The following is a 24499-nucleotide window of genomic DNA, read 5'->3' on the forward strand; positions in this document are numbered from 1 at the left end:
TCGTGAGAGGCCGGGCTTTTGCGTTGCGGCAACTTTTCGCAATGGCACTCCGACGCACTTTGATCCACACTGGAACTGAAGCCTCACAAAGAAGGCTGCTCAGGAAACGAACACAATGACCCCCAGGAGGGAAGAACTATGAAGCGGAGAGACTTCATCAAGGTGACTGGGCTTGGCGCCGCTGGCGCGGCCGCGATCGCGGCGCCGGCCATCGCACAATCGATGCCGGAGCTGAAATGGCGCATGCCGACGAGCTGGCCGAAATCGCTCGACACCTTGTATGGCGGCGCCGAGATCATGGCCAAGGTGGTCGGCGAGGCCACCGACAACAAATTCCAGATCCAGCCGTTCGCGGCCGGCGAAATCGTCCCCGGCCTGCAGGTTCTCGACGCCGTGCAGAACGGCACCGTCGAAATCGGCCACACCGCGTCGTACTACTACTTCGGCAAGGACCCGACGTTCACCTTCGGCTCGTCGGTCCCGTTCGGGCCGAACATGCGCCTCAACCAGGCCTGGTACATGCTCGGCGGAGGACGCGAGATCCTCAACGAGTTCTACACGAAGTACAATGTCGTCTCGCTGCTTGCCGGCAACACCGGTTGTCAGATGGGCGGCTGGTTCCGCAAGGAGCTCACCGGCGTCAACGATCTCAAGGGACTGAAATTCCGCGTCGGTGGCTTTGCCGGCCGCGTGTTGCAGAAGCTCGGCGCGGTGCCGCAGCAGATCGCCGGCGGCGACATCTATCCGGCGCTGGAGAAGGGCACGATCGATGCGGCCGAGTGGGTCGGACCCTACGACGACGAGAAGCTCGGCTTCGTCAAGGTCGCGCCCCACTACTACTATCCGGGCTGGTGGGAGGGCGGACCGATGCTGCTCTCCTTCGTCAACCAGGATCGCTGGAATGCGCTGCCCAAGCACTATCAGAAGGTCCTCGAGCATGCCGGCCACTATGCCAACAACTGGATGATGGCGAAGTACGACCAGAGTAATCCGGCGGCGCTGCGCCGGCTGCTCGCCGCCGGTGCCAAGCTGCATGCGTTCTCGCCGGAGATCATGCAGGCCTGCCTGAAGGCGGCGCGCGAGCTGCACAGCGAGGTCGCGGCCACCAACCCCGACTTCAAGAAGACCTATGAGTCGCTGACGGCCTTCGCCGGCAATGGCTACTCCTGGTTCCAGGTCGCCGAGATCGGCTACGACGCCTTCATGGCGCGCAACTCGCAGAGCTGAGGCCGGCGTCGTATCGCGTCAGGAGGCAGCGACAAAACAAAACCCCGGCGCGTTGCGCCGGGGTTTTTCGTGGGCGGAGCGATTGCGCGCCGCGGCTATCACTGCTTCGGCGGTCCGACATCGATCTGCGGCGGGCCGAAGTCGAGCGGCGGCGCATCGATCTGCGGAATCTCGATCTTGATCGAGTTCGGATCGACGGTCGAGGCCGCGCCCTTGTAGTGCATGACCATCGAGGGGAACAGGATCACCAGCATCACCATGACCAACTGAATCACGACGAACGGCACGGCGCCCCAGTAGATCTGGCCGGTCGTCACCGGCTCCATCCGCTTGCCGGTGACGCGGTCGAGATAGGACTCCTTCGGCGCCACCGAGCGCAGATAGAACAGCGCGAAGCCGAACGGCGGATGCATGAACGAGGTCTGCATGTTGACGCCGAGGATGACGCCGAACCAGATCAGGTCGATGCCGAGCTTTTCGGCCGCGGGCCCCAGCAGCGGAATGATGATGAAGGCCAGCTCGAAGAAGTCGAGGAAGAACGCCAGCACGAACACGAAGGCGTTGACGAAGATCAGGAAGCCGATCTGGCCGCCGGGTAGGGAGGTCAAGAGGTGCTCGACCCAGACATGGCCGTTGACGCCGTAGAAGGTCAGCGAGAACACGCGCGCACCGACCAGGATGAAGACCACGAAGGCCGACAGTTTTGCGGTGGACTCGACGGCCTGGCGGACCAGGTCGAAGCTGAGCCGCCGCTTGATCGCGCCGAGGATGATCGCGCCGGCTGCACCCATCGCGCCGCCTTCGGTCGGCGTCGCGAGCCCGATGAAGATCGTGCCGAGCACCAGGAAGATCAGGAACAGCGGCGGCACCATCACGAAGGTGGTCTGCTGCGCCATGCGGGACAGGAAGCGGTATCCGGTGGTGCGCTCCAGCACCCAGTTCACGACTGCGACGGCGAAGGCAAACACGATGCCGTAGAACATGCTCAGCACGACGAAGTCGGCGCCGTGATATTCCGAGCCGCGCATCATGAACCAGCCGAACACGCAGCTCGCCAGAAACAGCACGCCCAGCGATTTCAGGCCGCGGTCGCCCGAGTCCTCGCGAAAGCCGATCGCATCGGCCGGCAGGCCGGGCGCCGATTTCGGAAAGATCATGCTGGTCAGGAAGGCGTAGAGCGCATAGATCGCGGACAGCACGAGGCCGGGGATGAAGGCGCCTTCATACATGTCGCCGACGGACTTGCCGAGCTGGTCGGCCATCACGATCAGGACCAGCGACGGCGGGATGATCTGCGCCAAGGTCCCGGAGGCGGCGATGATGCCGCTGGCAAGCCGGCGGTCGTAGCCGTAGCGCAGCATGATCGGCAGCGAGATCAGGCCCATCGAGATCACGGACGCGGCGACCACGCCAGTGGTGGCCGCGAGCAGCGCGCCGACGAACACGACCGCATAGGCGAGGCCGCCGCGGATGGTGCCGAACAGCTGGCCGATGGTGTCCAGCAGGTCCTCGGCCATGCCGGATCTTTCCAGCACCAGGCCCATGAAAGTGAAGAACGGAATCGCCAGCAGCGTGTCGTTGTTCATCACGCCGTAGACGCGTTCCGGTAGCGCCTGCAGGAAGTCCGGCCGGAATTCGCCGAGCTCGATGCCGACGAGGGCGTAGAACAGGCCGACGGCGCCGAGCGAGAAGGCTGCCGGATAGCCGAGCAGCAGCATCACGACCAGCGACGCGAACATGATCGGCGCCATGTTGGCGATCAGAAAAGCTGTCATTGAAGTATCCCCCAGCCCGCCGCTTACTTCTTTTCGATCGCTTCGACGAGGTGCTCGACCTCGGCCTCGATCCCGTGGGATTTCGCAGCGTGGGGATCAGGGATGAGCCCGCGCATCACGGCGATGCGCTTGATCAGCTCGGAGATGGCCTGCGCCAGCAGGAACACGAAGCCGATCATGATGAGGGATTTCGCCGGCCATTGCGGCAGGCCGCCGGCATTGCTGGACTGCTCGTTGATTTCGAACGAGCGCAGGAAGAACGGCACGCTGGTGATGATCATCACGACGCAGAGCGGAATCAGGAAGAGCACGTGGCCGACGACGTCGATGGTGTCGCGCAGCCATTTGGGCATCATCGCGTTGACGATGTCGATGCGGATGTGCTCGTTGTCGAGCAGCGTCCACGGCGAGCACAGCAGGAAGACCGCTGAGAACAGCACCCACTGCAGCTCGAGCCAGGAGTTCGACGAGGTGTCGAGCGTCTTGCGGACGATGGCGTTGATCGTCGAGATGATGACGGCGAGCAGGATGAGCCACGCCAGCCGCTTGCCGGTCCAGGTCGTGAACGCATCGATCCCACGGCTCAATTTCAGCAACGCTTGCAACGCAATCCTCCCCCAAATGTCTTGCGACGTCCCATGGCCCGTTCTGGCTGCGCAGCACATGGCGCAACGGCCTATCCGGCCCGGCAGGCTCAAAAACGAGGGCACCATTTCAGCGCCTCGTGTTGCCGTCAATCGGAAAAATGGGCAAAAATGAGCGTTGCCGCAACATGTTGCAGGACTGGCGACGCTGCGCCACAGCTGTCGCAGGTCGCCGGGGCCGGGCGATCGCTGGCCGGCGAATGAAGGTCAACGGGCCGAGCGTGAGGGCGGGGGAGTCCTGGGTGCGGCCGACGGACCACGTCCGGTGCGCAGCGGTCTTACAGCACCACCACGCCGGAATGCTTGGCCTTGTTTTCGGGTTCGACGTGGATGGTGATCCAGCTGTGCTCGTCGTCCTCGCGCAAGGCCGCCTCGATCCGGTCGCAGATCTCGTGCGCCTGGTTGACCGACATCTCTCCGGGCACCACGAGGTGGAACTCGATGAAGGTCAGCTTGCCGGCATGGCGGGTCCGGACGTCGTGCGCCTCCAGCGCCCCGTCGGCATGCGCGCTGATGATCTGGCGGATGCGCGCAAGCGTGGTGTCGGAGACCGCCTCATCCATCAGCCCGCTGGTGGATTCCTTCAGCACCTGCCATCCCGACCACAGGATGTTCACCGCGACCAGCACCGCCAGCGCCGGATCGAGGATCGGCAACTGCAACATCACCGCGAGGCCGAGGCCGACCACGACGCCGCCCGAGGACACGACGTCCGTCAGCAGGTGCCGGCCGTCCGCCACCAGCGCTGGCGATCGCAGCCGCTTGCCGCGCGTGATCAACAGCCAGCACCAGACCGCATTGATCGCGCTCGCCAGCGCGTTCACCGCGAGGCCTTCCGCAGGCGCCGAAAACGCGCGCGCATTGAAGAAATTCCCGTAGGCCTCATGGATGATGAGCAGCGCCGCCACGACGATCATGACGCCCTCGATCACCGCGCTGAAGTACTCGACCTTGTGGTGGCCGAACGGATGGTTGGCATCCGCGGGCTTGGCGGCGATGCGCACCGCGCCGAGCGCGACCACGGCGGTGACGACGTTGACGATGCTCTCGACGGCATCGGAGTAGAGCGCGACCGAGCCGGTGATCCAATAGGCAAGATATTTCAGGCCGAGCACGATCGTTCCGACCACGAGGCTGCCGATGGCGAGCTTGAGCGATTGCGAGGCCATGATGTCCTGATCCGATCCCGCGCTGGGGTACTCAACGCTGCGGCGGAACGCAACCAGGGTGGAAGCGGTTCGGTGTCGGGAAGGAGCTGATGCCCCCGGTTTTTATGGCCGTCGAGACCGCCTATAGCGGCGGTGTCGCTCCGATGGAGAAGTGATCTGTGGAAAACAGAAAGGTCGCGCCCACGGACATGGGCGCGACCTTGTCGGCAAACGCCAACAGGAATGACGCCGCCGACTACTTCTCTTTGATGACCGTGGTGGTGCTGGTGGAGCTGCCGACCGTGCCCTCGTCCTCGCAGACCTTGGTCTGGCGGATGCGGTCCTCGGCTTCCACGCGGCTGGTGAACGCCATCGGTCCGATCTGCGTGACGACCTCGCGGTCGGCGGGGCGTGTGGTGGTGATGGTGCAGCGATGGCTCGGTCCCTGCACGATGTAGTATTCGTCAGCAAGCACTGGCGCGACCGATCCGATGATCACTGCGCCGGCAAGAAGAAGGGGTGCTTTCATCGTCGCCTCTCTTTTCCAAGAACAGCCAAAAGGGGAGCGAGGGGGCGATGAGGAGATCTTGTCCTCATCGTTCGACGCTCTCCGCGTTTGCAACTCGGTCGACTGGTCGGGGTTCCGGCACGCCAGACGCAGCCTGTGTTGATGCGATGCAGTGTCGGCAACGATGGACGCGAGATTTCGTCAGGGCGCAGCGACGCCAGCGCAGGCCCGCGGTGGCTCGCTGGTCGATGTCGGCTGCGACGCGGACGATCGCGCAAAGTCTCCGCGGCGGGATCCCTGACATGCCGGTGGCGAAGCTGAGCGAACGGTCTGTGCTCGGCCGATCCGCACATCGTTTCCCAAAACGCGGGCACGCGACGCGAAGATATTTGCAGACCGGCTCGGCTTGAGCGGTGACGTTCTTCCGGGCTTCACATTCTGATGCGACCTTATGTTGTGGGGCGGCCCACATGCGCCGTCGGCTCAGACGGGGAAGCGGGGACTCGGACATGCTTGGGTTGCGTCTTTTCGGCTTGATCCTGGGAGGCCTGACCGCGATCGCGGAGATCGCGACGCCGTGTGCGGCAACACCGTGCAGCAACCTGCAGACGCTCGCGCTCGAGCATACCACCATCACGCTGGCGACCGACATCACGAGCGGCGTCTTCACCGTTCCCGGGAGCAATCCGGCGCAAGACATCACGGGCCTGCCGGCGTTCTGCCGCGTCGCCGCGACGATCGCGCCGACCGTGGATTCGGCGATCAAGATCGAGGTCTGGCTGCCGGCGTCGACGTGGAGCGGGCGGTTTCTCGGCCTCGGCAGTGGCGGATTCGGCGGCTACTACGACTATGGCGGCCTCGCGTTCCGCCTCAAGGCCGGTTACGCTGTTGCCTACACCGGTCTGGGAACCGGGACCTCCGGATGCACCGTTCACTACTGCGGATCGGACGGCAACAAGGGCAACGCGCTCGCGATCGCTCTCGGCGACAAGGCGACCCCGAGCCTCGGGCTCTACGGGCATCCCGAGCGGATCACGGATTTCGGCCATCGCGCGGTCCACCTGATGACGCTGCGCGCCAAGGAGATCGTACAAGCATACTATCAGCAGAGCGCGACCAGGGCCTATTTCTTCGGCTGCTCGACCGGAGGCCATAGCGGACTGATGGAGGCGCAACGCTATCCCGAGGACTATGACGGCATCCTGGTCGGCGCGCCGGCCTACAACCGCACGCACCTGTATGCGACGACGCCGCTCGGATGGCGCAACACGCATGCGAGGCCGGGACGGCAGATGCAGGCGGGTCAGATGTCGCTGATCAACAACGCCATACTGGCACAATGCGCGGGACGAGACGGCGGAGTCGCAACGGACCAGTTCCTGACCAATCCGCGGCGCTGCCGGTTCGATCCTAAAGTCCTGCAATGCACCGGCGGCGACGTGCCACCGGCATGCCTGACCGAGGAACAGGTCACGACGATGCAGAACTATTATGCCGGCACGGTCGACCCGGTGACCGGTGAGAGGATCGTTCCGGGCTTTGCACCGGGCAGCGAGACCGAGGATCTCTCGGTGAAGGGGATTATGCTCAAGCAGCAGCTTCCCGAGCCGCTGTTCGATGGCCCCCTTTATTGGGTCTATGGTCCGACCTTCGGGCAGCCCGGCAGTGCCGTGAACTACACGAACTTCGACATCCATCGCGACCTGCCGGCTGTGGAGGCCATGCTGGCCGAGCCGCTGAACGCCACCAGCCCGGATCTCACGGCCTTCCGGGAACGCGGCGGCCGGCTCATCATGTATCAGGGGTGGGCCGATGAGCTTGTGATGCCGCAGAACACGATCGACTACTTCAACTCGCTTGTGAAATTCGACAGCCCGTCCTTCGCGACGCGGCGAGGAGACGAAGCGCAGGTCGGTGCTGACGTCGCGGAAGATCGGTTCGGCGGCGATCACGTGCGAGCCGGGCTGCAGCGAACCCTGAGCTACGCCCGCCTGTACATGGTGCCGGGCATGTATCACTGCGGCGGCGGACCTGGCCCCAACGCGTTCGTCTTCCTTCCGGCGCTCCAAGACTGGGTCGAGAACGGCACGCCGCCGGGGTCCGTCGTCGCGACCAAGTACGTCAACGACACGGCGCCCGATGTGCAGATGACGCGGCCGCTCTGTGTGTTCCCGAAGATCGCGCGATACAACGGCCGCGGCAGCACCGACGACGCGGCGAGCTTCTCTTGCGTCGAGGGTGGGCACCGTCATGACCACGGTCCGCACGACGAGCAGTGAGGCAGGTGTTTGAACACAGCGAAGCGGCTCGCCGACAATCGATGATGACCTCGTCCCTGCATCAGAGAACCGCGATCGACGTCGCGATGTCGATACGCCGGTCCACACCGTCGGCGATGGTGATTCACAGCAGCCTGACGCTCACCTTCGCCTTGCCGGTGTTGTTCGGATAGAATGCATCGTACACCCAGGGTAACCCGATCACCGCGTCGTTGACATAGAGGAACAGCTCGCCGCCGCGGTCGGCCTTGAACCTCGCCTTGTAGGCTTGAGGTGTCGTGTTGGGCGCGGGAACGGGGTCGAGGAAATATTCGTCGACGCCGGTCTCGCCGACCCTGGCGATCAGCCGATACCACGGCCGGAACAGAACGCGGCGCAGCAGGATGCCTGCGTAGAACTTCAAGCGGGCGTAGCCCTGGACCGTCGAGGTGCGATAGCCGGCGGGCGTGACCGGCCGCCCGGCGTCCTCCCACGGATCGGTCATTGTGACGATGATCTCGTAGGAGAAGCCGGGACGGACGCTCAAGCCGGTGGGCGCGCAGACCGCGTCGGTCGAGAAATCCCGGGCATCCTGCGGAATGCCCTTGTCGACCGCGACGAGCTCGCGGGCAGGGGTACCATGGCAGAAGGCGCCCATCGAGTCCGCGGCGTTGAACAGGAAGTGACTGATCAGCGTGGCCGCAAGCCAGACGGTGCCGACAGCGAGGAAGAACGGGCCGACATGCCGCTTGCCGTTCCTAATGACGAACTGATAGGCGCGATTGGTCCGGAGCGCGTAGATGGTCCGATGCACCAGGCCAGACGGCATCGGGGGTGATGCCCGTTCGCGCCAGATTACGCGCATCCGGTCGCCGATGCGGTCGCTGAGGCCTGTCCCGAGCGCAGTCAGTACGACCAGGATGATGATCCCGCCGGCGAACCATTCGGGGTTGGCGGCGTACCAGTCCGTCCACCAGTGCAGCGAGTTCGGCAGGAACGATTCGACCAGCCGGACGGCTTCGGAGACCATCCTGATGCGGGAGGCGTATTCGTGCGTGCGATCGAGGTCGTGGAACAGCCAGAACGCCGCGAGGTGGAGCGAGGCTGCCAGCGTCGCGAAATAAGCGAGGCGTCTGAACCACACCAGATTCCACAGCTTTTCCTGGGCCGCGAACCGGGCCGCCGCGCCGGCCGGCGTTTCGAACGTGGTCGGCCCGAGCGGCGTCAGTGTGCCGTCGTAGCGGACGATCATGTAGTTGTCGGGCAGCCCGATGGGCGCATAGGCGTTGCAGCCGCTGTCGATGCGGTCGAAGACGCTTTCGTGGATCTTCGGCATCGGCACCTGGACGCCCGCGGCCGGGTCGTTGCAGAGATCCGACACCTTGCGCGGGCCATAGCGATAGTAGGAGCCGAGCCCGGAGCGCGAGTTGTAGAGGCGTCCATCCTTGTCCTGCGACGTGACGATCGACCTGATCGCATCCGGATCGGCCTCGGGCGCGGTCTTGAAGATCAGGCCGCGCTTGACGGCTTCGCCGACCAGCCAGGTCAGGGGGACGTAGGAGACGGAATCGTCCGGATAGCCGCCGCCGACATTGCCGTGCATGCCGACGAACCAGACCTGAACCAGCCGTTCGTCATCGATCGTCCTGGCATCCTGCGGCTTGGTCTCGCCGGCCTCGGTCCAGAGCACCGGATGGAATGTCGTTCTCTCGTCGTCGAGCGCGAGCGCGTGGCGCGCGCATGTCACCCGCGGGTTGAGCACGCGATTGGGCAGCTCGAGCGGCCACACCCAGTTGGAGATGCCTCGCGTCATCTCGTCGATCGGCAGTCCGTAGGCGGCGACGGTGTCCCACAGCCCGATGAACTCGATCGCCGGGAGGCGTTTTCGCTCGAGGAGGTCGAGAGATTTGCGGCCCATGATGCGGTCGATCACCGGCACCAGCACATGATCGCGAAGCCAGCGGAACGGCACCTCGATCCGCCAGATCGAATGGTAGCCCTTGGCGCGATAGGCGCGATAGGCCTTCACGGCGCCATCGTGCAGCTCGGCCTCGGTGCCGGCAACGATCAGGCCCTGGTCGAGCATCAGCGCGGCCAGCACCCGCACGGTGAAGGCGCCGCGGCTGAAGCCGAACAGATAGATCTTCGAGCCATGCTCGTGGTCGTAGTTGCGACAGACGAACTTGTAGGCGTCGAGGATGTTGCGCTTGAGACCGAAGCCGAACGCGCCGCCGAGCAGGGCGAGAGGGACTAACGACGATGTGCCGACGCCGTCGTCATACTTGGCCGCCTGGGCATTGCTCTGCAGGTCGAGCGCCTGGAACATGCGCCAGACGTTGGTCCGCCACACGCTCGACGCGGCGTTGCCGGTCCCGTCGGACAGGATGATGATCTTGGGACTCGCCATGCAAAGGACCCCGCTCGACATTCCCCCGGTCGAGAGCCGGGAGCGTAATACGGACGATCGGGAAAGCAACCTGAGATGGTGTGAGGCTTTCGGCGGCGTGGCCGGAGGATGCGGGACGCCGCTGCAGCGACGCGGCGACCCGAGGACGAAAATGCACTGCGCTGCCACCGAAATGCCGACATCACCGAAATGCGGTTGCCGTCGCCGTTCATCGCCCTTCAGGCGGGGTTGATGTGCTCGACGAGATGTGCGCGCGAGGGCGCCCGGTCGAAGGGATCGCTGAAATATTGCGTCTCATGCACCACTTTGCCGTCGCGGAATTCCATGATGCTCACCACGTAGGAGGGCACGCCGTCATAGGTCAGGACCAGTTCAGTGACCCAGAGATCGCCGCCGCCGATGATCCGCTGCACTGTGAAGCGCTTGTGGTTGGGCTGGACGAAGCGGCTTTCCTGAATGTTGCGCCGGCTGCGGATACGCTCGCCCGATTGCGGATAATCGAGCACGGCATCGTCGCGATAGATGGCGTGCTCGGCGTCGAAATCGTTGGCGTCCGATGCATCCCAATGGTGCTGCAGGGCAGCGCGCGTGGCGCGGTCGTCCATGGCAATCTCCCATTCAGGCACGCGCTCTCGTTGCAGAGCGTCCGTCGACACGCCAGAGAACGGCGCATCCTCGCGGCGTTCGCGCGTTGATGCGGGCATCCGCCGGCTTCGCAGCCGTGATGCATCATAGGACGATGGCTGACGCCTCACCACTCCGATGCGAACGGCGGGAGATGCGAAGGAACGAGCTCTCCGCCTGAGTGGCTCCCCGCAACAACGCTGCCGCCGTCACGCCGGCCGCGTCGCGATCCAGATCACGTGGCGGGCGCCGCCGCCGCGGCCGGTGGCGCGGATGTTGATCTCCTCGGCGGCAAAGCCTGCTTTGCGCAGCCGCGGCGTAAAGCGCTCGTCCGGGTGTGACGACCACACCGCCAGCACGCCGCCGCGGCGCAGGGCGGTGAAGGCGGTGCGCAAGCCCGAGGAATCATACAGCGCGTCGTTGGATTGCCGCGTCAGTCCCTGAGGGCCGTTGTCGACGTCGAGCAGGATCGCATCATAGGTGCCGCGCGCGGCGGCGATCAGCTTCACGACGTCGCCCTCGTGGATGTCGACGCGTGGATCGGCGAGGCTTGCGCCGGACAACTCGGCCATCGGGCCGCGGGCCCAGGCGATCACCGCGGGCACCAGCTCGGCGACGGTGACGCGGGCCTGCGGACCCAGCACCTTCAGCGCGGCGCGCAAGGTGAAGCCCATGCCGAGGCCGCCGATCAGCAGCCGCGGAGCGGGCGCGGCCTTGATGCGGGCGCAGCTCAGGGTCGCCAGCGCCTCTTCGGATCCGTGCAGCCGGCTGTTCATCAGCTCGTTCGCGCCGAGCTTGATCGAGAACTCCTTGCCGCGCTGCATCAGCCGCAGCGGCTCGCCGCCGCCGGGGACGTCCGCGGTGTCGATCAGCTTCCAGGGAATCACGGGCGTCTCGCGTCAGTTGGATTACGCTATGTCAGGCGGCGGAGTCGCCGCGCTGGGCCGCTGCTTACCACATTGCCTGCATCCAGCACCAAGGGCGACGCCACTGTTGCGACGGCCTGCATGGCGCCGTCGCGCATCATTGCGGTGGCGACACCAGCATCCAGACGCCCGCGGCACTGAAGGCGATCCCGGCCGCGCGCGCGACCCATCGTCCGAACGGAGCGACTTTCTCAAACAGCACGAGCAGGGTCAGGAGGGCGATCCACGTTACGTTCATGACGCCACCGACGAATAGCAGCGCCATCAGAGCCCAGCAGCAGCCGACGCAATAGCCGCCGTGCCGGAGGCCCAATAGCAGGCACCCGCGCAGGTCGCCGCGAAAGCCGCCGTGGCGCATCAGGAACAGGAGCGGCGACTGGCATTGGACGAGGCAGGCGCCCTTCAGCGGTGTCCACTGATAGACGCCCGCGGCGATCAGCACGGTGGCGCCGAGCACGTGGCTGTCGATCGCCATCCGCGAATCCAGCAGGGCCGTCCGCTCCACACCCCATTGCAGCACGGTCGCCAGCAGCGAAAAGCCGCTCCAGGCGAGCAGATAGCCGGCCGCAAACCAGCCGGTCGCAGCGAACGGCTGGCCCTGTGCGCGGCCCTGCCGACCGACACGGGCGTACATCAGGATCATCGGCGCGGCCGACGGCGCCATCATCCCGACCATCATCACCACCCACATCAGGAACACATAGGCAAACTCGATTGCGCGCCACGACTCGCTGGCCGGCAACATGATGCCGATGCCGGCCGGGATCATGCGGAAGCCGGTCATGTCCATGCCGCCCATGTCCATGTCGTTGGCGAGCCAGACAACATAGGCCCATGACAGGGCGACCATGATTGCGATCGCGCCGCCGACGATCCAGCGATCGCGCCGCAGCACGGCTTCCAGGGCGCTGCCGGTCATCTGCAAGGCGGGTTGCCGGCCTTGCGCCACGTCGAATTAGGCCTGGTTGGACCAGCTGATCGACGCGTACAGGCCGTTCTTGCCGGAATTGTCCCAGCGCATGCCGTGATCATTGTAGGTGTTGCCCGCCGCGCCGACGGCGAGCGCCATCCTGTCCGGGCTGACGGGGTGGCCGATGTTCACCCACATCTCGCCGCTCGGATGCATGGTCGGCAGCGGGTCGACGGACATGTGCAGGATGTCGGCGATCTCGGCGGATCGCGTCTTGCCGGCGATCCGGAAGGTGATGGCGGCTTTGCGCACGCCGAGATTGGTGCTGATCAGCGGCGTGAACGCAGCCATCGGGCCGCCGGCGGCGCCGGTGAAGATCGCGGCCATCGCCTCGGTCTGCGGATCGTCGGCGCGCTGATCGACGTATGCGGCGATCGACCAGTCTCCCTCCGCCATCACGCCGGGCGCATGGAGCATCACCGCCGCGTTGAGGCCGTCAAGCGCGACATCGCCATAGCGGCCGGTGTCGATGTGGAACAGCAGCGGCACGTTGCAGAACCCCTCGGTCGGCTGCGCGGTCAGGGGAGGCGCGGCCGACATCAGGCACGGACACAGCAGGCTGCAGCTGCAATTCTCGAAATAGTCACCGGACAGGTGCCAAGCGACTGGGTCTGCCATCGCCGCCTCCCGCTAGGTCTCACCGACGACGTGCTCTGGAACGCACGATCTCAGGTTGAAAGCTACGCCGCGTCGGGACGTGCCGCAAGCCGGTCATTTGTTCCTCTCCACGTCAGGGGGGCCGGCCCACTGACTGGCTCCGGCCGCGATCGGTCGCAGGCCGCGGTGGTCGAGGACTCCGGTCAGCCGCCCGTCACGCTCATGTGCCGGCTGACGCTCGGGCGGTTGTGGCGGCGGTCGATGATGAAGTCGTGGCCCTTCGGCTTCAGGCCGATGGCGCGGTCGATCGCGTCGCTCAGCTGCTCGTCGCTGGCCGAGGCGCGCAGCGGCTTGCGCAGGTCGGAGGCGTCCTCGTGGCCGAGGCAGGTGTGCAATGTGCCGGTGCAGGTGACGCGGACGCGGTTGCAGCTCTCGCAGAAATTATGCGTCATCGGCGTGATGAAGCCGATCGTGCCGCCGGTCTCGGCGACGCGGACGTAGCGGGCGGGACCGCCGGTGGTCTCGTCGAGATCGGTCATGGTGTAGGTCTGGGCAAGACGCCCGCGCAGCAGCGACAGCGGCAGATACTGGTCGATGCGGCCTTCGCCGATCTCGCCCATCGGCATCACCTCGATCAAGGTCAGCGCCATGCCCTTGCCGTGCGCCCAGTCGATCAGCGCGGGGATCTCGTCCTCGTTCATGTTCTTCAGCGCGACCGCGTTGATCTTCACGGCGAGACCCGCAGCGCGCGCCGCCTCGATGCCGGCCAGCACGCGGTCGAGATCGCCCCAGCGGGTGATGGCGCGGAACTTGTCCGGGTCGAGGGTGTCGAGCGAGACGTTGATGCGGCGGACGCCGCAATCGGCGAGCTCGGCGGCGTATTTGGCGAGCTGCGTCGCATTGGTCGTCATCGTCAGCTCGTTGAGCGCGCCGCTCTTGAGATGCCGCGACAGCGAGCGCACCAGGCCCATCACGTTGCGCCGGACCAGCGGCTCGCCGCCGGTGAGCCTGAGCTTCTTGACGCCCTTGTGGATGAACGCCGAGCAGAGACGGTCGAGCTCTTCGAGCGTCAGCAGGTCGGCCTTCGGCAGGAAGGTCATGTCCTCGGACATGCAGTAGAAGCAGCGCAGGTCGCAGCGGTCGGTCACCGAGACGCGCAGATAGCTGATGCGGCGGCCGAACGGGTCGGTCATCGGGCGCGTCAGGGCGGTGTCACTCAACGTCTCTGCGGTCATGGAAAGCCTTGATGGAAAGCCTTGATGCAAGCCTTGGCTGGTGGCGGCCCAGGTGGCGGCGATGCCACGCGGCGGCCGCGCAAGCGCGGCCGGATGTCGGTCTCACGACAATCTAATCATGATCGCCGCGCCTCACAATCATCGACGTTGAAACGTCGATGCTGCAATGCAGCTTCGCCTTGGCAAGGGGACGCGCGGGACGATGGCCCGTTATTGCCGTCCCGGCGCGGGGGCGGGGAAGGCGGACCCGGTGGTCGCCGGTGCTTCCGGCGCAGCGGCGGATTTCGGCGGCTTCGGCTTCTTCGGCCGCATGTGCTTGACGGCCTTGGGCGGCGCACCCGGCATCGGCTGCAGCTCGGCGACGACCGGGCTCGGATCCATCACCACCGGCGGCGAGGTGTTGAAATCGCCGGAGTTGCGGATCACCTGCACCGGGATGGTCGCGGGCTGGTACTTGTCCATCGTGAAGGTGACGCTGAAGCCGGCATCGGGCGCCGGCACCGAGACGGTGCAGGGCGTCTTGCAGCCCGGTCCGAGCGAGGTCTTGGCGTCAGCGCCCGGCGGCACGGAGTCGAGCTGCACCGGCACCTCGGGCGCGGCCATCTTGAAGCTGTCCATGGAGAAGGACGAGCAACCGGCCAAGCCGGCTCCCGCAACCGCAATTGCGATGACACGCCGCATCATGATGTCCGCCCCACAACCCTGCGGCCATCGGCCGCAATCCCAAGGCGACCATAGGAGCGTCAGAACAGCGGCGCAACTGCGGTCAACCCTATTCTCAACAGAACGTTAACGCACCCCAAGGCGCGGATTCAGGTCGATCGGGCAGGGAGTTAGGGCGCGATGCGGCAGTCGAATCGCAAGTCCGCTCAGGTGATCCGGAGCGAGGAGCTGAGGGCCGTGACGGCTGCCGGCAGCTCGCGCATGTGGTCGATCAGGTGGTCCGGATTGAGCTCCGCGATCGGTACGTCGGTATAGCCGAAGGTGCAGCCGATCACCGGCACGCCGGCGCGGCGGGCGGCGCCGACGTCGGTGCCGGCATCGCCGACCATGATCGCGGCCCCGACCTCGCCGCCGGCCTGCGTGATGGTCTGGCGCAGGATCGTCGGATCCGGCTTGGCGACGCCGAACGTGTCGGCGCCGCAGATCGCGGCGAAGCGGGAGGACAGGCCGAGCTGGTCGAGCAGCCGCCTGGACAGCCATTCCAGCTTGTTGGTGCACACCGCGAACTGGCAGCCGCGGCCGGCGAGCTCGTCGAGCGCCGCCTCCAGCCCCTCGAAGGGGCGCGATTCGATGGCGATGTTCTCGGCGTAGAAATCGATGAAGTCGACCGTGAGCCGCTCCATGTCGGAGGGACTGGCGAAGCGGCCTTCCGCCTCCAGCCCGCGCTCGAGCAGCTTGCGCGCGCCGTGCCCGATCATCTTGCGGGCCGAGGCCAATGGCACCGGCCGCAGCCCTTCGCGCTGCAAGATGTGGTTCAGTGCGTTGATGAGGTCCGGCGCCGTGTCGACCAGGGTGCCGTCGAGATCGAAGACGATGGTGCTGGAGATGGCCATCGGTATCCGCTAGCGGCCGGCTCGCGTCCGTGCAAGAGCCTCGCAATGGCTTTTTGTCCGATTTCGTGGCCGGCGAGAGCTAGGCCCCGCGTCAAAACATCGCTAGATATGCGCCGGCTTTCGGCCCCGGCTTGTGGGGGCCCTGGGTGCGAAGGGCGGGTTCCTTGGTCGACATGGATGCATTGAAGCGGCAGGCGGCGGCGCGTGCGCTGGAGGAGGTCGAGAGCGGCATGAAGCTCGGTCTCGGCACCGGTTCGACCGCCAAGCATTTCGTCGATCTGCTCGGAGAAAAGGTGCGCGCCGGCCTCAAGATCGTGGGCGTGCCGACCTCGGAGGCGACGCGCGCGCAGGCGCAGGCGTGCGGCGTGCCGCTGACCACGCTCGACGAGATCGACCGGCTGGACATCACCATCGACGGCGCCGACGAGATCGATCCGGCGCTCGATATGATCAAGGGCGGCGGCGGCGCGCTGCTGCGCGAGAAGATCGTCGCCAGCGCCTCGGATCGCATGATCGTGATCGCTGACGACAGCAAATGGGTGGCGCGGCTCGGCCGCTACCCGCTGCCGGTCGAGGTGGTTCCGTTCGGCCTCGCTGCGACCCAGCGCGAGATGAGTGACGCCTTCGCCACGGCCGGCGTGTCCGGGCCGATGAGCCTGCGCAAGTCCGCAGACGGCCACGTTTTCGTCACCGATGGCGGCCACTGGATTATCGACGTCCGCCTTGGGGAGATCGTGGATCCCCCGCGCCTGGCGGACCTTTTGAGCGCAATTCCGGGCGTGGTCGAGCATGGGCTGTTCATCGGCCTCGGCAGCACGGCGATCCTGGCAGGCGCACAGGGAATTCGCGTTATCCAGCGGCCCTGAGCGCGGCACGAGGCTGCGCTCAGGGCGGCAACTCACAGGAGACTTGGAATGAAGAGCGTGTTCAGAATCTTGCCGGCCGCCGGACTCGTGCTGGCCCTGGCCTCGGCAGGCCCGGTTGCGGCGCAGGGCCAGGCGCCGGCGCTGAAGCCGGCCTCGCCCGCCTGCATGGCCGGCGCGCGCGAGATTCTGGGGATGAAGAACGCGGCTGCGATGTACGCCAATGCCGTCCCCGGCATCGTGCAGCAGACCAAGCAGGCGCTGCTGCAGTCCAATCTCAACTACCAGAAGGACCTCGACGAGGTCGCCGTGGTGGTCGCGCAGACCTATGCCGGCAAGGAGAAGGAGATCGGCGAGAAGATGGCGCAGATCTACTGCAACGAGTTCTCCGACCAGGAGATCGCCAACCTCGTCGCTTTCTACAAGTCAGCCATCGGCCAGAAGCTGCTTGCGGCGGAGCCGAAGGCGATCCAGATGAGCATGCAGGCGATGAACCTGTGGGCGGCGGAGTTCTCCGACACCGTCACCGCGCAGTTCCGCGCCGAGATGCGCAAACGCAACAAGCCGATCTGAGGCTTGCGGCCGAAAGGCCAGGTCGGGGGAGCGATGGCTGAATTCGACGTCGACCTGTTCGTGATCGGTGGCGGCTCGGGCGGCGTGCGCGCCGCCCGCATCGCGAGCGGCTATGGCGCTCGCGTTGTTGTCGCCGAGGAATACCGCATGGGCGGCACCTGCGTGATCCGCGGCTGCGTGCCCAAGAAGCTGTTCGTGATCGGCTCGCATGTCCGCCAGGAGATCGCCGATGCCGCGGGCTTCGGCTGGACCATCCCGACCGCGACCTTCGACTGGCCGACGCTGATCAGGAACAAGGACAAGGAGATCGCGCGGCTCGAGGCGGCCTACACCAGCAACGTCGAGAAGTCCGGCGCCAGGATCGTCAAGACCCGCGCGGTGCTCGAGGACGCCCACACCGTGCGGCTGACGACTGGCGAGACCGTCCGCGCCAAGTACATTCTCATCGCGACCGGCGGCGCGCCCAACCACGGCACGCCGATTCCCGGCATCGAGCACGTCATCTCGTCCAACGAGGCGTTTCATCTCGACGAGCTGCCGCGCCGGATCGTGATCCAGGGCGGCGGCTACATCGCGCTCGAGTTCGCCTGCATCTTCGCCAATTTCGGCTCCGACGTGACCGTCATCTATCGCGGCGACAACATCCTGCGCGGCTTCGACGAGGACGTCCGCAAGCATGTCCGCTCCGAGATGGAGAAGGAAGGCATCACCATCCTCACGGGCTGCACCGTCACCAGCGTCGACAGGCACGGCAAGGACTACACGACCCATCTGTCGAACGGCTCCAGCATCGCCTCCGACAAGGTGATGTTCGCGATCGGCCGCCATCCGGCGGTGGCCAATCTCGGCCTGGAGAAGGCCGGCGTCGCCATCAATCCCCGGAACGGCGGCATCGCGGTCGACGCGTTCTCGCAGAGCTCGGTGCCGAGCATCTACGCGATCGGCGACGTCACCCATCGCTTCAACCTGACGCCGGTTGCGATCCGCGAGGGCCACGCCTTTGCCGACACCGTGTTCGGCGGCAAGACCGTGCGCGTCGATCACGCGGACATTCCGACCGCCGTGTTCTGCCAGCCTGAAGTCGGCACCGTCGGCCTGACGGAAACCCAGGCGCGCGAGCTTTACGACCGCGTCGACATCTACAAGACGAATTTCCGCCCGATCAAGGCGACGATGTCCGGCCGCGACACCCGCGTGCTGATGAAGCTCGTCGTCGACGGCACCAGCGACCGCGTGCTCGGCTGCCACATCGTCGGCGACATGGCTGCCGAGATTACCCAGGCCGTCGCCATCGCCATCAAGATGAAGGCGACCAAGGCCGATTTCGACGCCACCATCGCGCTGCATCCCTCGGCTGCCGAGGAGCTGGTGACGATGCGCACGGTGACCGAGCGCCACGTGCGGCAGGCGGCGGAGTAGGACGCCGTCTGCTTCTTGGGGCTCGTGCGCGGCCGGCGTCCGTCGCGATTGCTGTGGCCAGTGCTCACGGTCTGACGACGGTCCACACCATGGCCGATCGGGCTTGCCATCTTGGAGCCGTTCAGTGAACGGGCGGTTGGAGAGCGACCAGCATGTCCCAGGATGATTGCCTTGCGACCTATCCGCCGCTCAACACCCTGAAGCCCGTTGCCGCGAACATCTGGATCGTCGACGGGCCCGTGATCCGCTTCGGCATTCCCGGGCTGAAATTTCCGTTTCCCACCCGCATGACCGTGGTGCGCTGCGCCTCCGGCGATCTGTTCATCCACTCGCCCACGCCGTTGACGCCGGCGCTGCGGGCTGAGATCGACCGGGAAGGCCGCGTGCGCGACATCATCGGTCCGAATCGCATCCACTATTGGTGGATCCCCGACTGGCAGGCGGCGTTTCCCGACGCGGCGATCTATCTGGCACCTGGCATTCGCGCGCAGGCGAAGGGCCGCATCGACTTCGAGGGCATGCCGCTGGATCGCAGCACTGGCTATCCGTGGGATGATGAGATCGCGACCTTGCCCGTCCTCGGCAGCTATATGACGGAGGTCGTGTTCTTCCATCGGCCGTCGCGCACGCTGATCCTGACCGATCTGATGGAGAATTTCGAGCCGGCCAAGATCGGCGCCGGCTTGGCGCGCTACCTGAGTTGGATCGGGGGCGTCGGTCCGCCGCATGGCGGCCTGCCGCGCGATCTCCGGCTGACATTTACCTGGCGGCACCGACGCGAGTTGCGGGCGGCGGTCGAGACCATGCTGGCGTGGCACCCCGAGCGGATCGTGATCGCCCATGGCGCCTGGCACCCGGCTGACGGCACCGAGATCCTGCGCGAGGCATTCCGCTGGCTGTTGCGGCCTTGAACCGCCGGCTGGTCTTCGCAAGACCAGCCTTCGTGATGCGGTGCTTTTCTCCTCCCGCCACGGACGTATAAGCTCGTGCCATTGAGGTTGGCGCCAGGGGGGGACCGATGCGGCGATGGATGAGGCTGGTGCTCGCCGGATGCAGCGTGCTGATCCTTTGCAGCCCGGCGCTCGCCGACACCCGCATCGCGCTCGTCATCGGCAATTCGGCCTATCGCGCCGTCAGCCGGCTCGACAATCCCAGACATGATGCCGCGCTGATGGCGCAGACGCTGGCCGGGCTCGGCTTCGCCCTGGTCGGCGGCAGCGCGCAGCTCGATCTTGACGAGGCAGCGATGCGCCGCGCCGTGCAGGAGTTCGGCGCCAACGCGCGCGGCGCCGACGTCGCGCTGGTCTACTATGCCGGCCATGGCGTGCAGGTGCGCGGCGCCAACTATCTGGTGCCGATCGACGCCAATCCGACGCGGGAGGCCGACGTGGATTTCCAGATGCTCGACGTCAATGTCGTGCTGCGGCAGATGGAGAGCGCGGGCACCAAGCTCAACCTCGTGATCCTCGATGCCTGCCGCAACAATCCGTTCGGCGGCCGCGGCCTGCGCGACGCCGGCAGCGGCCTTGCGCAGATGCGCGCGCCGGAGGGCACGCTGATCTCGTTCGCGACCCAGCCCGGCAACGTCGCGCTCGACGGCCGCGACGGCAACAGCCCGTTCACGAAGGCCCTGGCCGAGACGATCAAGCAGCCGGGTCTCGACATCTTCAAGACCTTCAACCAGGTCGGCCTGGAGGTGAAGCGGGCGACCGCTGGAAGCCAGCAGCCCTGGGTGTCGAGCTCGCCGGTCGACGGCGACTTCTACTTCGCGGGCCAAGCGTTCGCGCCGGCCTCGACCGCGCAGCCGGCGCCGTCGTCATCCGATCCGGCCGAGCGGGCCTGGGCGGTGACGCAGAACACCAGCAGCATCGCCGTGCTCGAGGATTTCGTGCGCCAGTTCGGCAGCACGCCATACGGCTCGATGGCGCGCGCCCGCATCGAGGAGCTGAAGAAGACCCAGACCGCGGCGCGTCCGACCGACTCTCCGACGGAGCGCGCGCAAGCCATTCTGCCCAATCCGCACCTCGTGCCGCGCGTGGTCAAGCGCAACGTCTCGCAGGGCTATCTCAACCTGCGCAGCGAGCCCGGGCAGAAATCCAGCATCCTGACCCGCATTCCGGCCGGCGAGACCGCGATGGTCGGCGGCTGCGTGATGCCGGGCGACGGCATCAGCCGGTTTCCGTCGTGCCGGGCGGTGTGGAACGGCGTCGTCGGCTGGGTGTCGTCGAACGGGCTGGAGTGAGCAGTCCCGCACCCTCAGCGCATCGCCGCTCAGATCGCGCTTGTACACCACCCCGCTCGCAATGACGGGCCAAGCTGCTGTCTCGTCAACCGGCCTGCCGCGCGTTGCGCGGTCGTGCGAGATAGGGCAGCGCGAACATGTAAAGCCCCGTGCAGAGCAGCATGATCAGCGGGACAAGCGCGAGCAGGCCGATCCAGAAGGCCGGCTGCGTCTGCGTCATCGCCGCGATGTTGACGATGACGCCGAGCGTGAAGGCGATGGACACCCAGCGATGCACCTGCCGGATCGTGTTGCTCCAATTCATCTGTTTCTTTCCTTGATGATGAGTTTTCGTCCGGTTCGGCTCAGTCGAGCCGCGCCAGAGTCTGCTCCAGGCCGTCGAAGAACTTCGGCCAGCCGTAGCTTGCGCCCTGATAGGCGCGGGTCTGATCCGGTCCGAAGCCGGTCTGCTCCATGCGCAGATGCGTGCCCGCCGCTGTCGGCGTCAGCGTCCAGGTCACGACGCTGTCGAGGCCGAGCGCCGCCCAGCTGTAGGACAGCGTCCTGTGCGGCTCGACAGTCGTGACCTGGCAGTCGACCACGCCCCAGTCGGCCTTCAGCTTGAAGCGATGACCGGCCGCCGGCACGAAATCATTAGCCATCAGCCACTCCGCGATCAGATGCGGCTGCGTCAGCGCGCGCCAGAGCTTTTCCGGCGGATGCGCGAACTCGCGTTCGACGACGACGGTGCGGGTTTCCGGCGCGGCTTTCGTCATTGATCCATCCTGTTGAGAAGATTTTCCAGGTCATCGAACCGGCTCTCCCAGAACGCGCCCATGCGGCTGGTCCAGTCGAGCAGGGGGGCGAGCGCCTTCGGCTGCGCGCGATAATGCGTCTGGCGGCCTTCGTGGCGCTCGCGCACGAGGCCGGCTTGCTTGAGCACGCCGAGATGTTTCGACACGGCTGGTTGCGACACGCCGGCCTTGGCCGTCAGCGCGCCGACGGTCTGCTCGCCATGCCGGCACAGGCCCTCGAAAATGGCCCGCCGGGTCGGGTCGGCAAGTGATCTGAACAGGAGGTCGGGCGATCGCGCCATTTTATCCATAACCCGTTGGTTATGGATAAACTCATAACCGCAAAGTTATGAATAGGTCAAGCATGAATTCTCGTTGGAGCGATCGGTCCGCAAGTTCGACGGGTGGGGCGCGGACGGCTTCGGTGGACTTCCGGGACCACCGCAGCATGATCCGGCCGGCGCGACCGCCCGGATCATCTGCGTTCATGGTCGGCTCAAGGCGTCAGCGTCCATTGCTGCGATCCCGCCGCCGAGGCCGAGGTGGTCAGCAGCTGGTTGCCGACGGAGGTGCCGTTCTGGCTCATGACCTCGACCGGATAGCTGCGCACCGCGATCGTGCCGGCCGCGGCGTCGTAGCGGAAACGCTGGTTGTTGTTGCCGGTGCAGGTCCAGATGACGAGTTGCGCGCCGTCGCCATAGCTGCCGTTGTTGTCGAGGCAGTAGTGCGGGTCCTGCATGCTGCGGATCATGCCGCTGGCATCGTCGTAGCTCCAGGTCTGGTTGGCGGCGCCGGTGCAGTACCACTGGATCACCGCGGTGCCGTCGGCCATCGCGCCGCCGCTGGCGTCCATGCACAGCGCCGACGTGCGATTGACGATGCGGACCGGCTGGCGCGCTGGCGCTGTGGCGATGGGGACCGGCGCGTAGACGACGCCGAGCTTGTCGATCTCGTCACCGGACCGGCCGTGGAAGCCGGTGATCTGCCAGCCGCTCGGTGCGGTGTAGCTGGTGCAGCTCGACGTCGTCGTGCCGCCCGACAAAGTGCGGCCCGCGCTGGTGCCGAACGCGACCCGGAAGATGCGCGTGTGGCCCTGATACTGATCACTGCACAGATTGACCGAGGTGAGATATTCGCCGCTGCCGAGCGCCAGGCTCTGCGCCGTGCCGCCGGTGCCGCCATGGCTGTAGACATAGCCGTTGGACAGCGTCAGCTCGACCTGGTCGACCCGGGCTCCGGTGCGGATGGTCAGCTTGCTCGCCACCGGGTTGGCCGGCAGCGCCGAGACGTCGTTGTAGCTCGTGCCATGCGGCCCGCCGAACTGGTCGCTCAGCCTGCGGCTCGCGGCCGTGGCGAAGCTCCAGTCGACCTCGACCGGATGATGATCGGAGAGCTGCGCGCCGTTCGAGTCCAGCGCGTCCTGGCGGTCGGCATAGTTGGACGCCTGCAGGTTCAGGAAGCCGTTGTTCCGCCACAGCACCTTGTCGACGATCTCGCAATCCGGCCGCGCCGTCTGGGTGCCGCCGCAGACCAGCGGGTCGCCGATCGGCGGCACGCTGCCGCCGCGCACCGTCTCGATCCACGCATCGCTGAAGCCGTGATGCAGGAATTCCCACATGTTCTGGCCGGCCCGGGTGTAGCGCGTGTTGGTGTCGCCCATCACCATGACGGCGTTGCCGGCCGAATTCGCCTCGATGTAGCTCAGGGTCTGCGCCACGTCGGACTCGCTGTAGGCGAGATCGGTGGAGGACGTGCCGGACTGGGCGTGCAGGTTGTAGAAGTCGAGATAGACGCCTTCGGCCAGCCGCGTGCGGACCAGCGAGAAGCCCTTCGGCGTCAGCGCGTCCGAATCGGCGCGCTTGGTCCAGGTCACGCGATCGAGATCGTCGAACGAATAGGTGCTGAGCGTATTCATGCCGTCGCCGATGCCGGCCGTGCCCGAGGTCGGCGTGCGATAGGGATGGTTGTCGCAGGTGTCATAGAGCGCCGCGTGCCAGAGAAAATCTTCCTGCACGTTGACGATGCCGAACTGGCGCAGATAGCAGCTGATCACGCGCGAATGCGCGTCGCTGCCGCCATTGTAGGCGGTCGGCGTTTCCGCCACGTTGTAGGTCAGCGTGCTGAACGTTCCGTCTGCGGCGTGCAGCGCGCTGCCGAGTAGGCTGGTGCATCCAAGCGCGATTGCGCCCGCCCATAGGCGAAGTGTCATTGGTCGATTCCCCTCGATGATGCCGGATAGCGGGGCGCGCGATATCACCTGCCGCGTGTCGGCCTGATGACGGATCGATGCATGTTCTGCGCGCGGCGTGTCGGGATGGCAGATGCGAGCGGGGGTTGCGTCGTGTGCGCACGACCGATCCGCCTGCGCTCTGCGATCGACCGCGGCCATGGCAGCGGTTGCGAATGACGAGCGCCGAGGAACTGACCGACGCCGACTCCTCCTCGCCCTGCACGGAAACACGCCGCACGCCATACTCTGCTCGGGGGACGCTGAGGGGACGCTGAACTGCTAGCAAGCCCGGCATCAGGTGATGGAGATGACGGACATGCAGCCAAACGAGGCTCGGCCGCGGCGCAAGCTGCCGATGATCCCCCGCGCGGTGTTGGCCGCGAGCGTCCTCGCCGTCTTCCTGTTCCTGCACGTCGTCGCAGCCACGATGCTGCGGGGCGATGCCACGCAAAGCGGAGCGCAGGCCGATGGGACTGCAACGCTCCAGCCCTACGATTGACGATCCCCGCTCATTTTCAACTTCA

The 24499-nt window shown here is 66.0% G+C and carries 24 protein-coding genes; 8 read left to right on the forward strand and 16 right to left on the reverse strand.

Features of this window, described 5'->3' with window-relative positions; translation table 11 throughout:
* Window positions 1-138: 138 nt before the first annotated feature.
* A complete protein-coding gene (locus QW845_RS18900) occupies window positions 139-1227 on the forward strand; it encodes a TRAP transporter substrate-binding protein (protein ID WP_315803061.1) in 1089 nt (362 codons plus the stop codon).
* A 98-nt stretch (window positions 1228-1325) separates the two neighbouring features.
* On the opposite strand, the gene QW845_RS18905 is transcribed toward QW845_RS18900, so the two are convergent.
* The 4 genes from QW845_RS18905 to QW845_RS18920 form a co-directional block, all read right to left on the reverse strand.
* Entirely contained in the window at window positions 1326-3002 is a 1677-nt protein-coding gene (locus QW845_RS18905) for a TRAP transporter large permease subunit (protein WP_315803062.1), read from the reverse strand.
* 23 nt (window positions 3003-3025) lie between these two features.
* Window positions 3026-3607, reverse strand: a complete 582-nt coding sequence (locus QW845_RS18910) for a TRAP transporter small permease subunit (RefSeq protein WP_315803063.1) — start codon at window positions 3605-3607, stop codon at window positions 3026-3028.
* Between the two features lie 317 nt (window positions 3608-3924).
* On the reverse strand, window positions 3925-4815 hold the full coding sequence (locus QW845_RS18915; RefSeq protein WP_315803064.1) for a cation diffusion facilitator family transporter: 891 nt from the start codon (window positions 4813-4815) through the stop codon (window positions 3925-3927).
* A gap of 235 nt (window positions 4816-5050) precedes the next feature.
* A complete protein-coding gene (locus QW845_RS18920) occupies window positions 5051-5323 on the reverse strand; it encodes a hypothetical protein (protein WP_315717640.1) in 273 nt (90 codons plus the stop codon).
* 488 nt (window positions 5324-5811) lie between these two features.
* Between QW845_RS18920 and QW845_RS18925 the strand changes: the two genes are divergently transcribed.
* Window positions 5812-7581, forward strand: a complete 1770-nt coding sequence (locus QW845_RS18925) for a tannase/feruloyl esterase family alpha/beta hydrolase (RefSeq protein ID WP_315803065.1) — start codon at window positions 5812-5814, stop codon at window positions 7579-7581.
* A gap of 124 nt (window positions 7582-7705) precedes the next feature.
* Here the strand turns inward: QW845_RS18925 and QW845_RS18930 are convergent, their stop codons facing one another.
* From QW845_RS18930 to QW845_RS18965, 8 genes are all read right to left on the reverse strand, one after another.
* Window positions 7706-9967: a DUF2235 domain-containing protein gene (locus QW845_RS18930; protein WP_315803066.1), complete on the reverse strand. Its 2262-nt coding sequence runs from the start codon at window positions 9965-9967 to the stop codon at window positions 7706-7708.
* A gap of 218 nt (window positions 9968-10185) precedes the next feature.
* The gene (locus QW845_RS18935; RefSeq protein WP_315803067.1) at window positions 10186-10572 is read right to left on the reverse strand and encodes a nuclear transport factor 2 family protein; all 387 of its coding nucleotides are present in this window, start codon (window positions 10570-10572) and stop codon (window positions 10186-10188) included.
* Window positions 10573-10800: 228 nt separating this feature from the next.
* Window positions 10801-11478, reverse strand: a complete 678-nt coding sequence (locus tag QW845_RS18940; RefSeq protein ID WP_315803068.1) for a spermidine synthase — start codon at window positions 11476-11478, stop codon at window positions 10801-10803.
* A 136-nt stretch (window positions 11479-11614) separates the two neighbouring features.
* The gene (locus QW845_RS18945) at window positions 11615-12436 is read right to left on the reverse strand and encodes a DUF2182 domain-containing protein (protein WP_315803069.1); all 822 of its coding nucleotides are present in this window, start codon (window positions 12434-12436) and stop codon (window positions 11615-11617) included.
* Between the two features lie 36 nt (window positions 12437-12472).
* Entirely contained in the window at window positions 12473-13105 is a 633-nt protein-coding gene (locus tag QW845_RS18950) for a DUF1326 domain-containing protein (protein WP_315803070.1), read from the reverse strand.
* A gap of 182 nt (window positions 13106-13287) precedes the next feature.
* Complete coding sequence (moaA, locus tag QW845_RS18955) at window positions 13288-14319, reverse strand: GTP 3',8-cyclase MoaA (RefSeq protein ID WP_315803071.1); 1032 nt, start codon at window positions 14317-14319, stop codon at window positions 13288-13290.
* A 210-nt stretch (window positions 14320-14529) separates the two neighbouring features.
* On the reverse strand, window positions 14530-14922 hold the full coding sequence (locus QW845_RS18960) for a hypothetical protein (RefSeq protein WP_315803169.1): 393 nt from the start codon (window positions 14920-14922) through the stop codon (window positions 14530-14532).
* 266 nt (window positions 14923-15188) lie between these two features.
* Complete coding sequence (locus QW845_RS18965; RefSeq protein ID WP_315803072.1) at window positions 15189-15875, reverse strand: HAD-IA family hydrolase; 687 nt, start codon at window positions 15873-15875, stop codon at window positions 15189-15191.
* A gap of 173 nt (window positions 15876-16048) precedes the next feature.
* Here QW845_RS18965 and rpiA point away from each other — a divergent pair, with 173 nt between their 5' ends.
* From rpiA to QW845_RS18990, 5 genes are all read left to right on the forward strand, one after another.
* Window positions 16049-16741, forward strand: a complete 693-nt coding sequence (rpiA, locus tag QW845_RS18970; RefSeq protein ID WP_315803170.1) for a ribose-5-phosphate isomerase RpiA — start codon at window positions 16049-16051, stop codon at window positions 16739-16741.
* 48 nt (window positions 16742-16789) lie between these two features.
* Window positions 16790-17311: a DUF2059 domain-containing protein gene (locus QW845_RS18975; RefSeq protein ID WP_315803073.1), complete on the forward strand. Its 522-nt coding sequence runs from the start codon at window positions 16790-16792 to the stop codon at window positions 17309-17311.
* A gap of 33 nt (window positions 17312-17344) precedes the next feature.
* Window positions 17345-18730: a glutathione-disulfide reductase gene (gene gorA / locus QW845_RS18980; protein ID WP_315803074.1), complete on the forward strand. Its 1386-nt coding sequence runs from the start codon at window positions 17345-17347 to the stop codon at window positions 18728-18730.
* 152 nt (window positions 18731-18882) lie between these two features.
* The gene (locus tag QW845_RS18985) at window positions 18883-19641 is read left to right on the forward strand and encodes a DUF4336 domain-containing protein (protein ID WP_315803075.1); all 759 of its coding nucleotides are present in this window, start codon (window positions 18883-18885) and stop codon (window positions 19639-19641) included.
* A 107-nt stretch (window positions 19642-19748) separates the two neighbouring features.
* A complete protein-coding gene (locus tag QW845_RS18990; protein ID WP_315803076.1) occupies window positions 19749-20972 on the forward strand; it encodes a caspase family protein in 1224 nt (407 codons plus the stop codon).
* Between the two features lie 85 nt (window positions 20973-21057).
* Here the strand turns inward: QW845_RS18990 and QW845_RS18995 are convergent, their stop codons facing one another.
* The 4 genes from QW845_RS18995 to QW845_RS19010 form a co-directional block, all read right to left on the reverse strand.
* A complete protein-coding gene (locus QW845_RS18995; RefSeq protein WP_315803077.1) occupies window positions 21058-21276 on the reverse strand; it encodes a hypothetical protein in 219 nt (72 codons plus the stop codon).
* Between the two features lie 40 nt (window positions 21277-21316).
* On the reverse strand, window positions 21317-21727 hold the full coding sequence (locus tag QW845_RS19000) for an SRPBCC domain-containing protein (RefSeq protein WP_315803078.1): 411 nt from the start codon (window positions 21725-21727) through the stop codon (window positions 21317-21319).
* Window positions 21724-22047: a metalloregulator ArsR/SmtB family transcription factor gene (locus QW845_RS19005; RefSeq protein WP_315803079.1), complete on the reverse strand. Its 324-nt coding sequence runs from the start codon at window positions 22045-22047 to the stop codon at window positions 21724-21726. Before QW845_RS19005 ends, QW845_RS19000 begins: the two co-directional genes overlap by 4 nt.
* 194 nt (window positions 22048-22241) lie before the next feature.
* Window positions 22242-23954 (reverse strand): jacalin-like lectin, encoded by a 1713-nt coding sequence (locus QW845_RS19010; protein WP_315803080.1) that lies wholly within the window; start codon window positions 23952-23954, stop codon window positions 22242-22244.
* Between the two features lie 328 nt (window positions 23955-24282).
* Here QW845_RS19010 and QW845_RS19015 point away from each other — a divergent pair, with 328 nt between their 5' ends.
* Complete coding sequence (locus QW845_RS19015) at window positions 24283-24474, forward strand: hypothetical protein (protein ID WP_315803081.1); 192 nt, start codon at window positions 24283-24285, stop codon at window positions 24472-24474.
* The last annotated feature ends 25 nt before the right edge of the window (window positions 24475-24499 follow it).

This window comes from Bradyrhizobium sp. SZCCHNS3002 (assembly GCF_032377435.1).
In the GTDB taxonomy this organism is placed as follows: Bacteria; Pseudomonadota; Alphaproteobacteria; order Rhizobiales; family Xanthobacteraceae; genus Bradyrhizobium.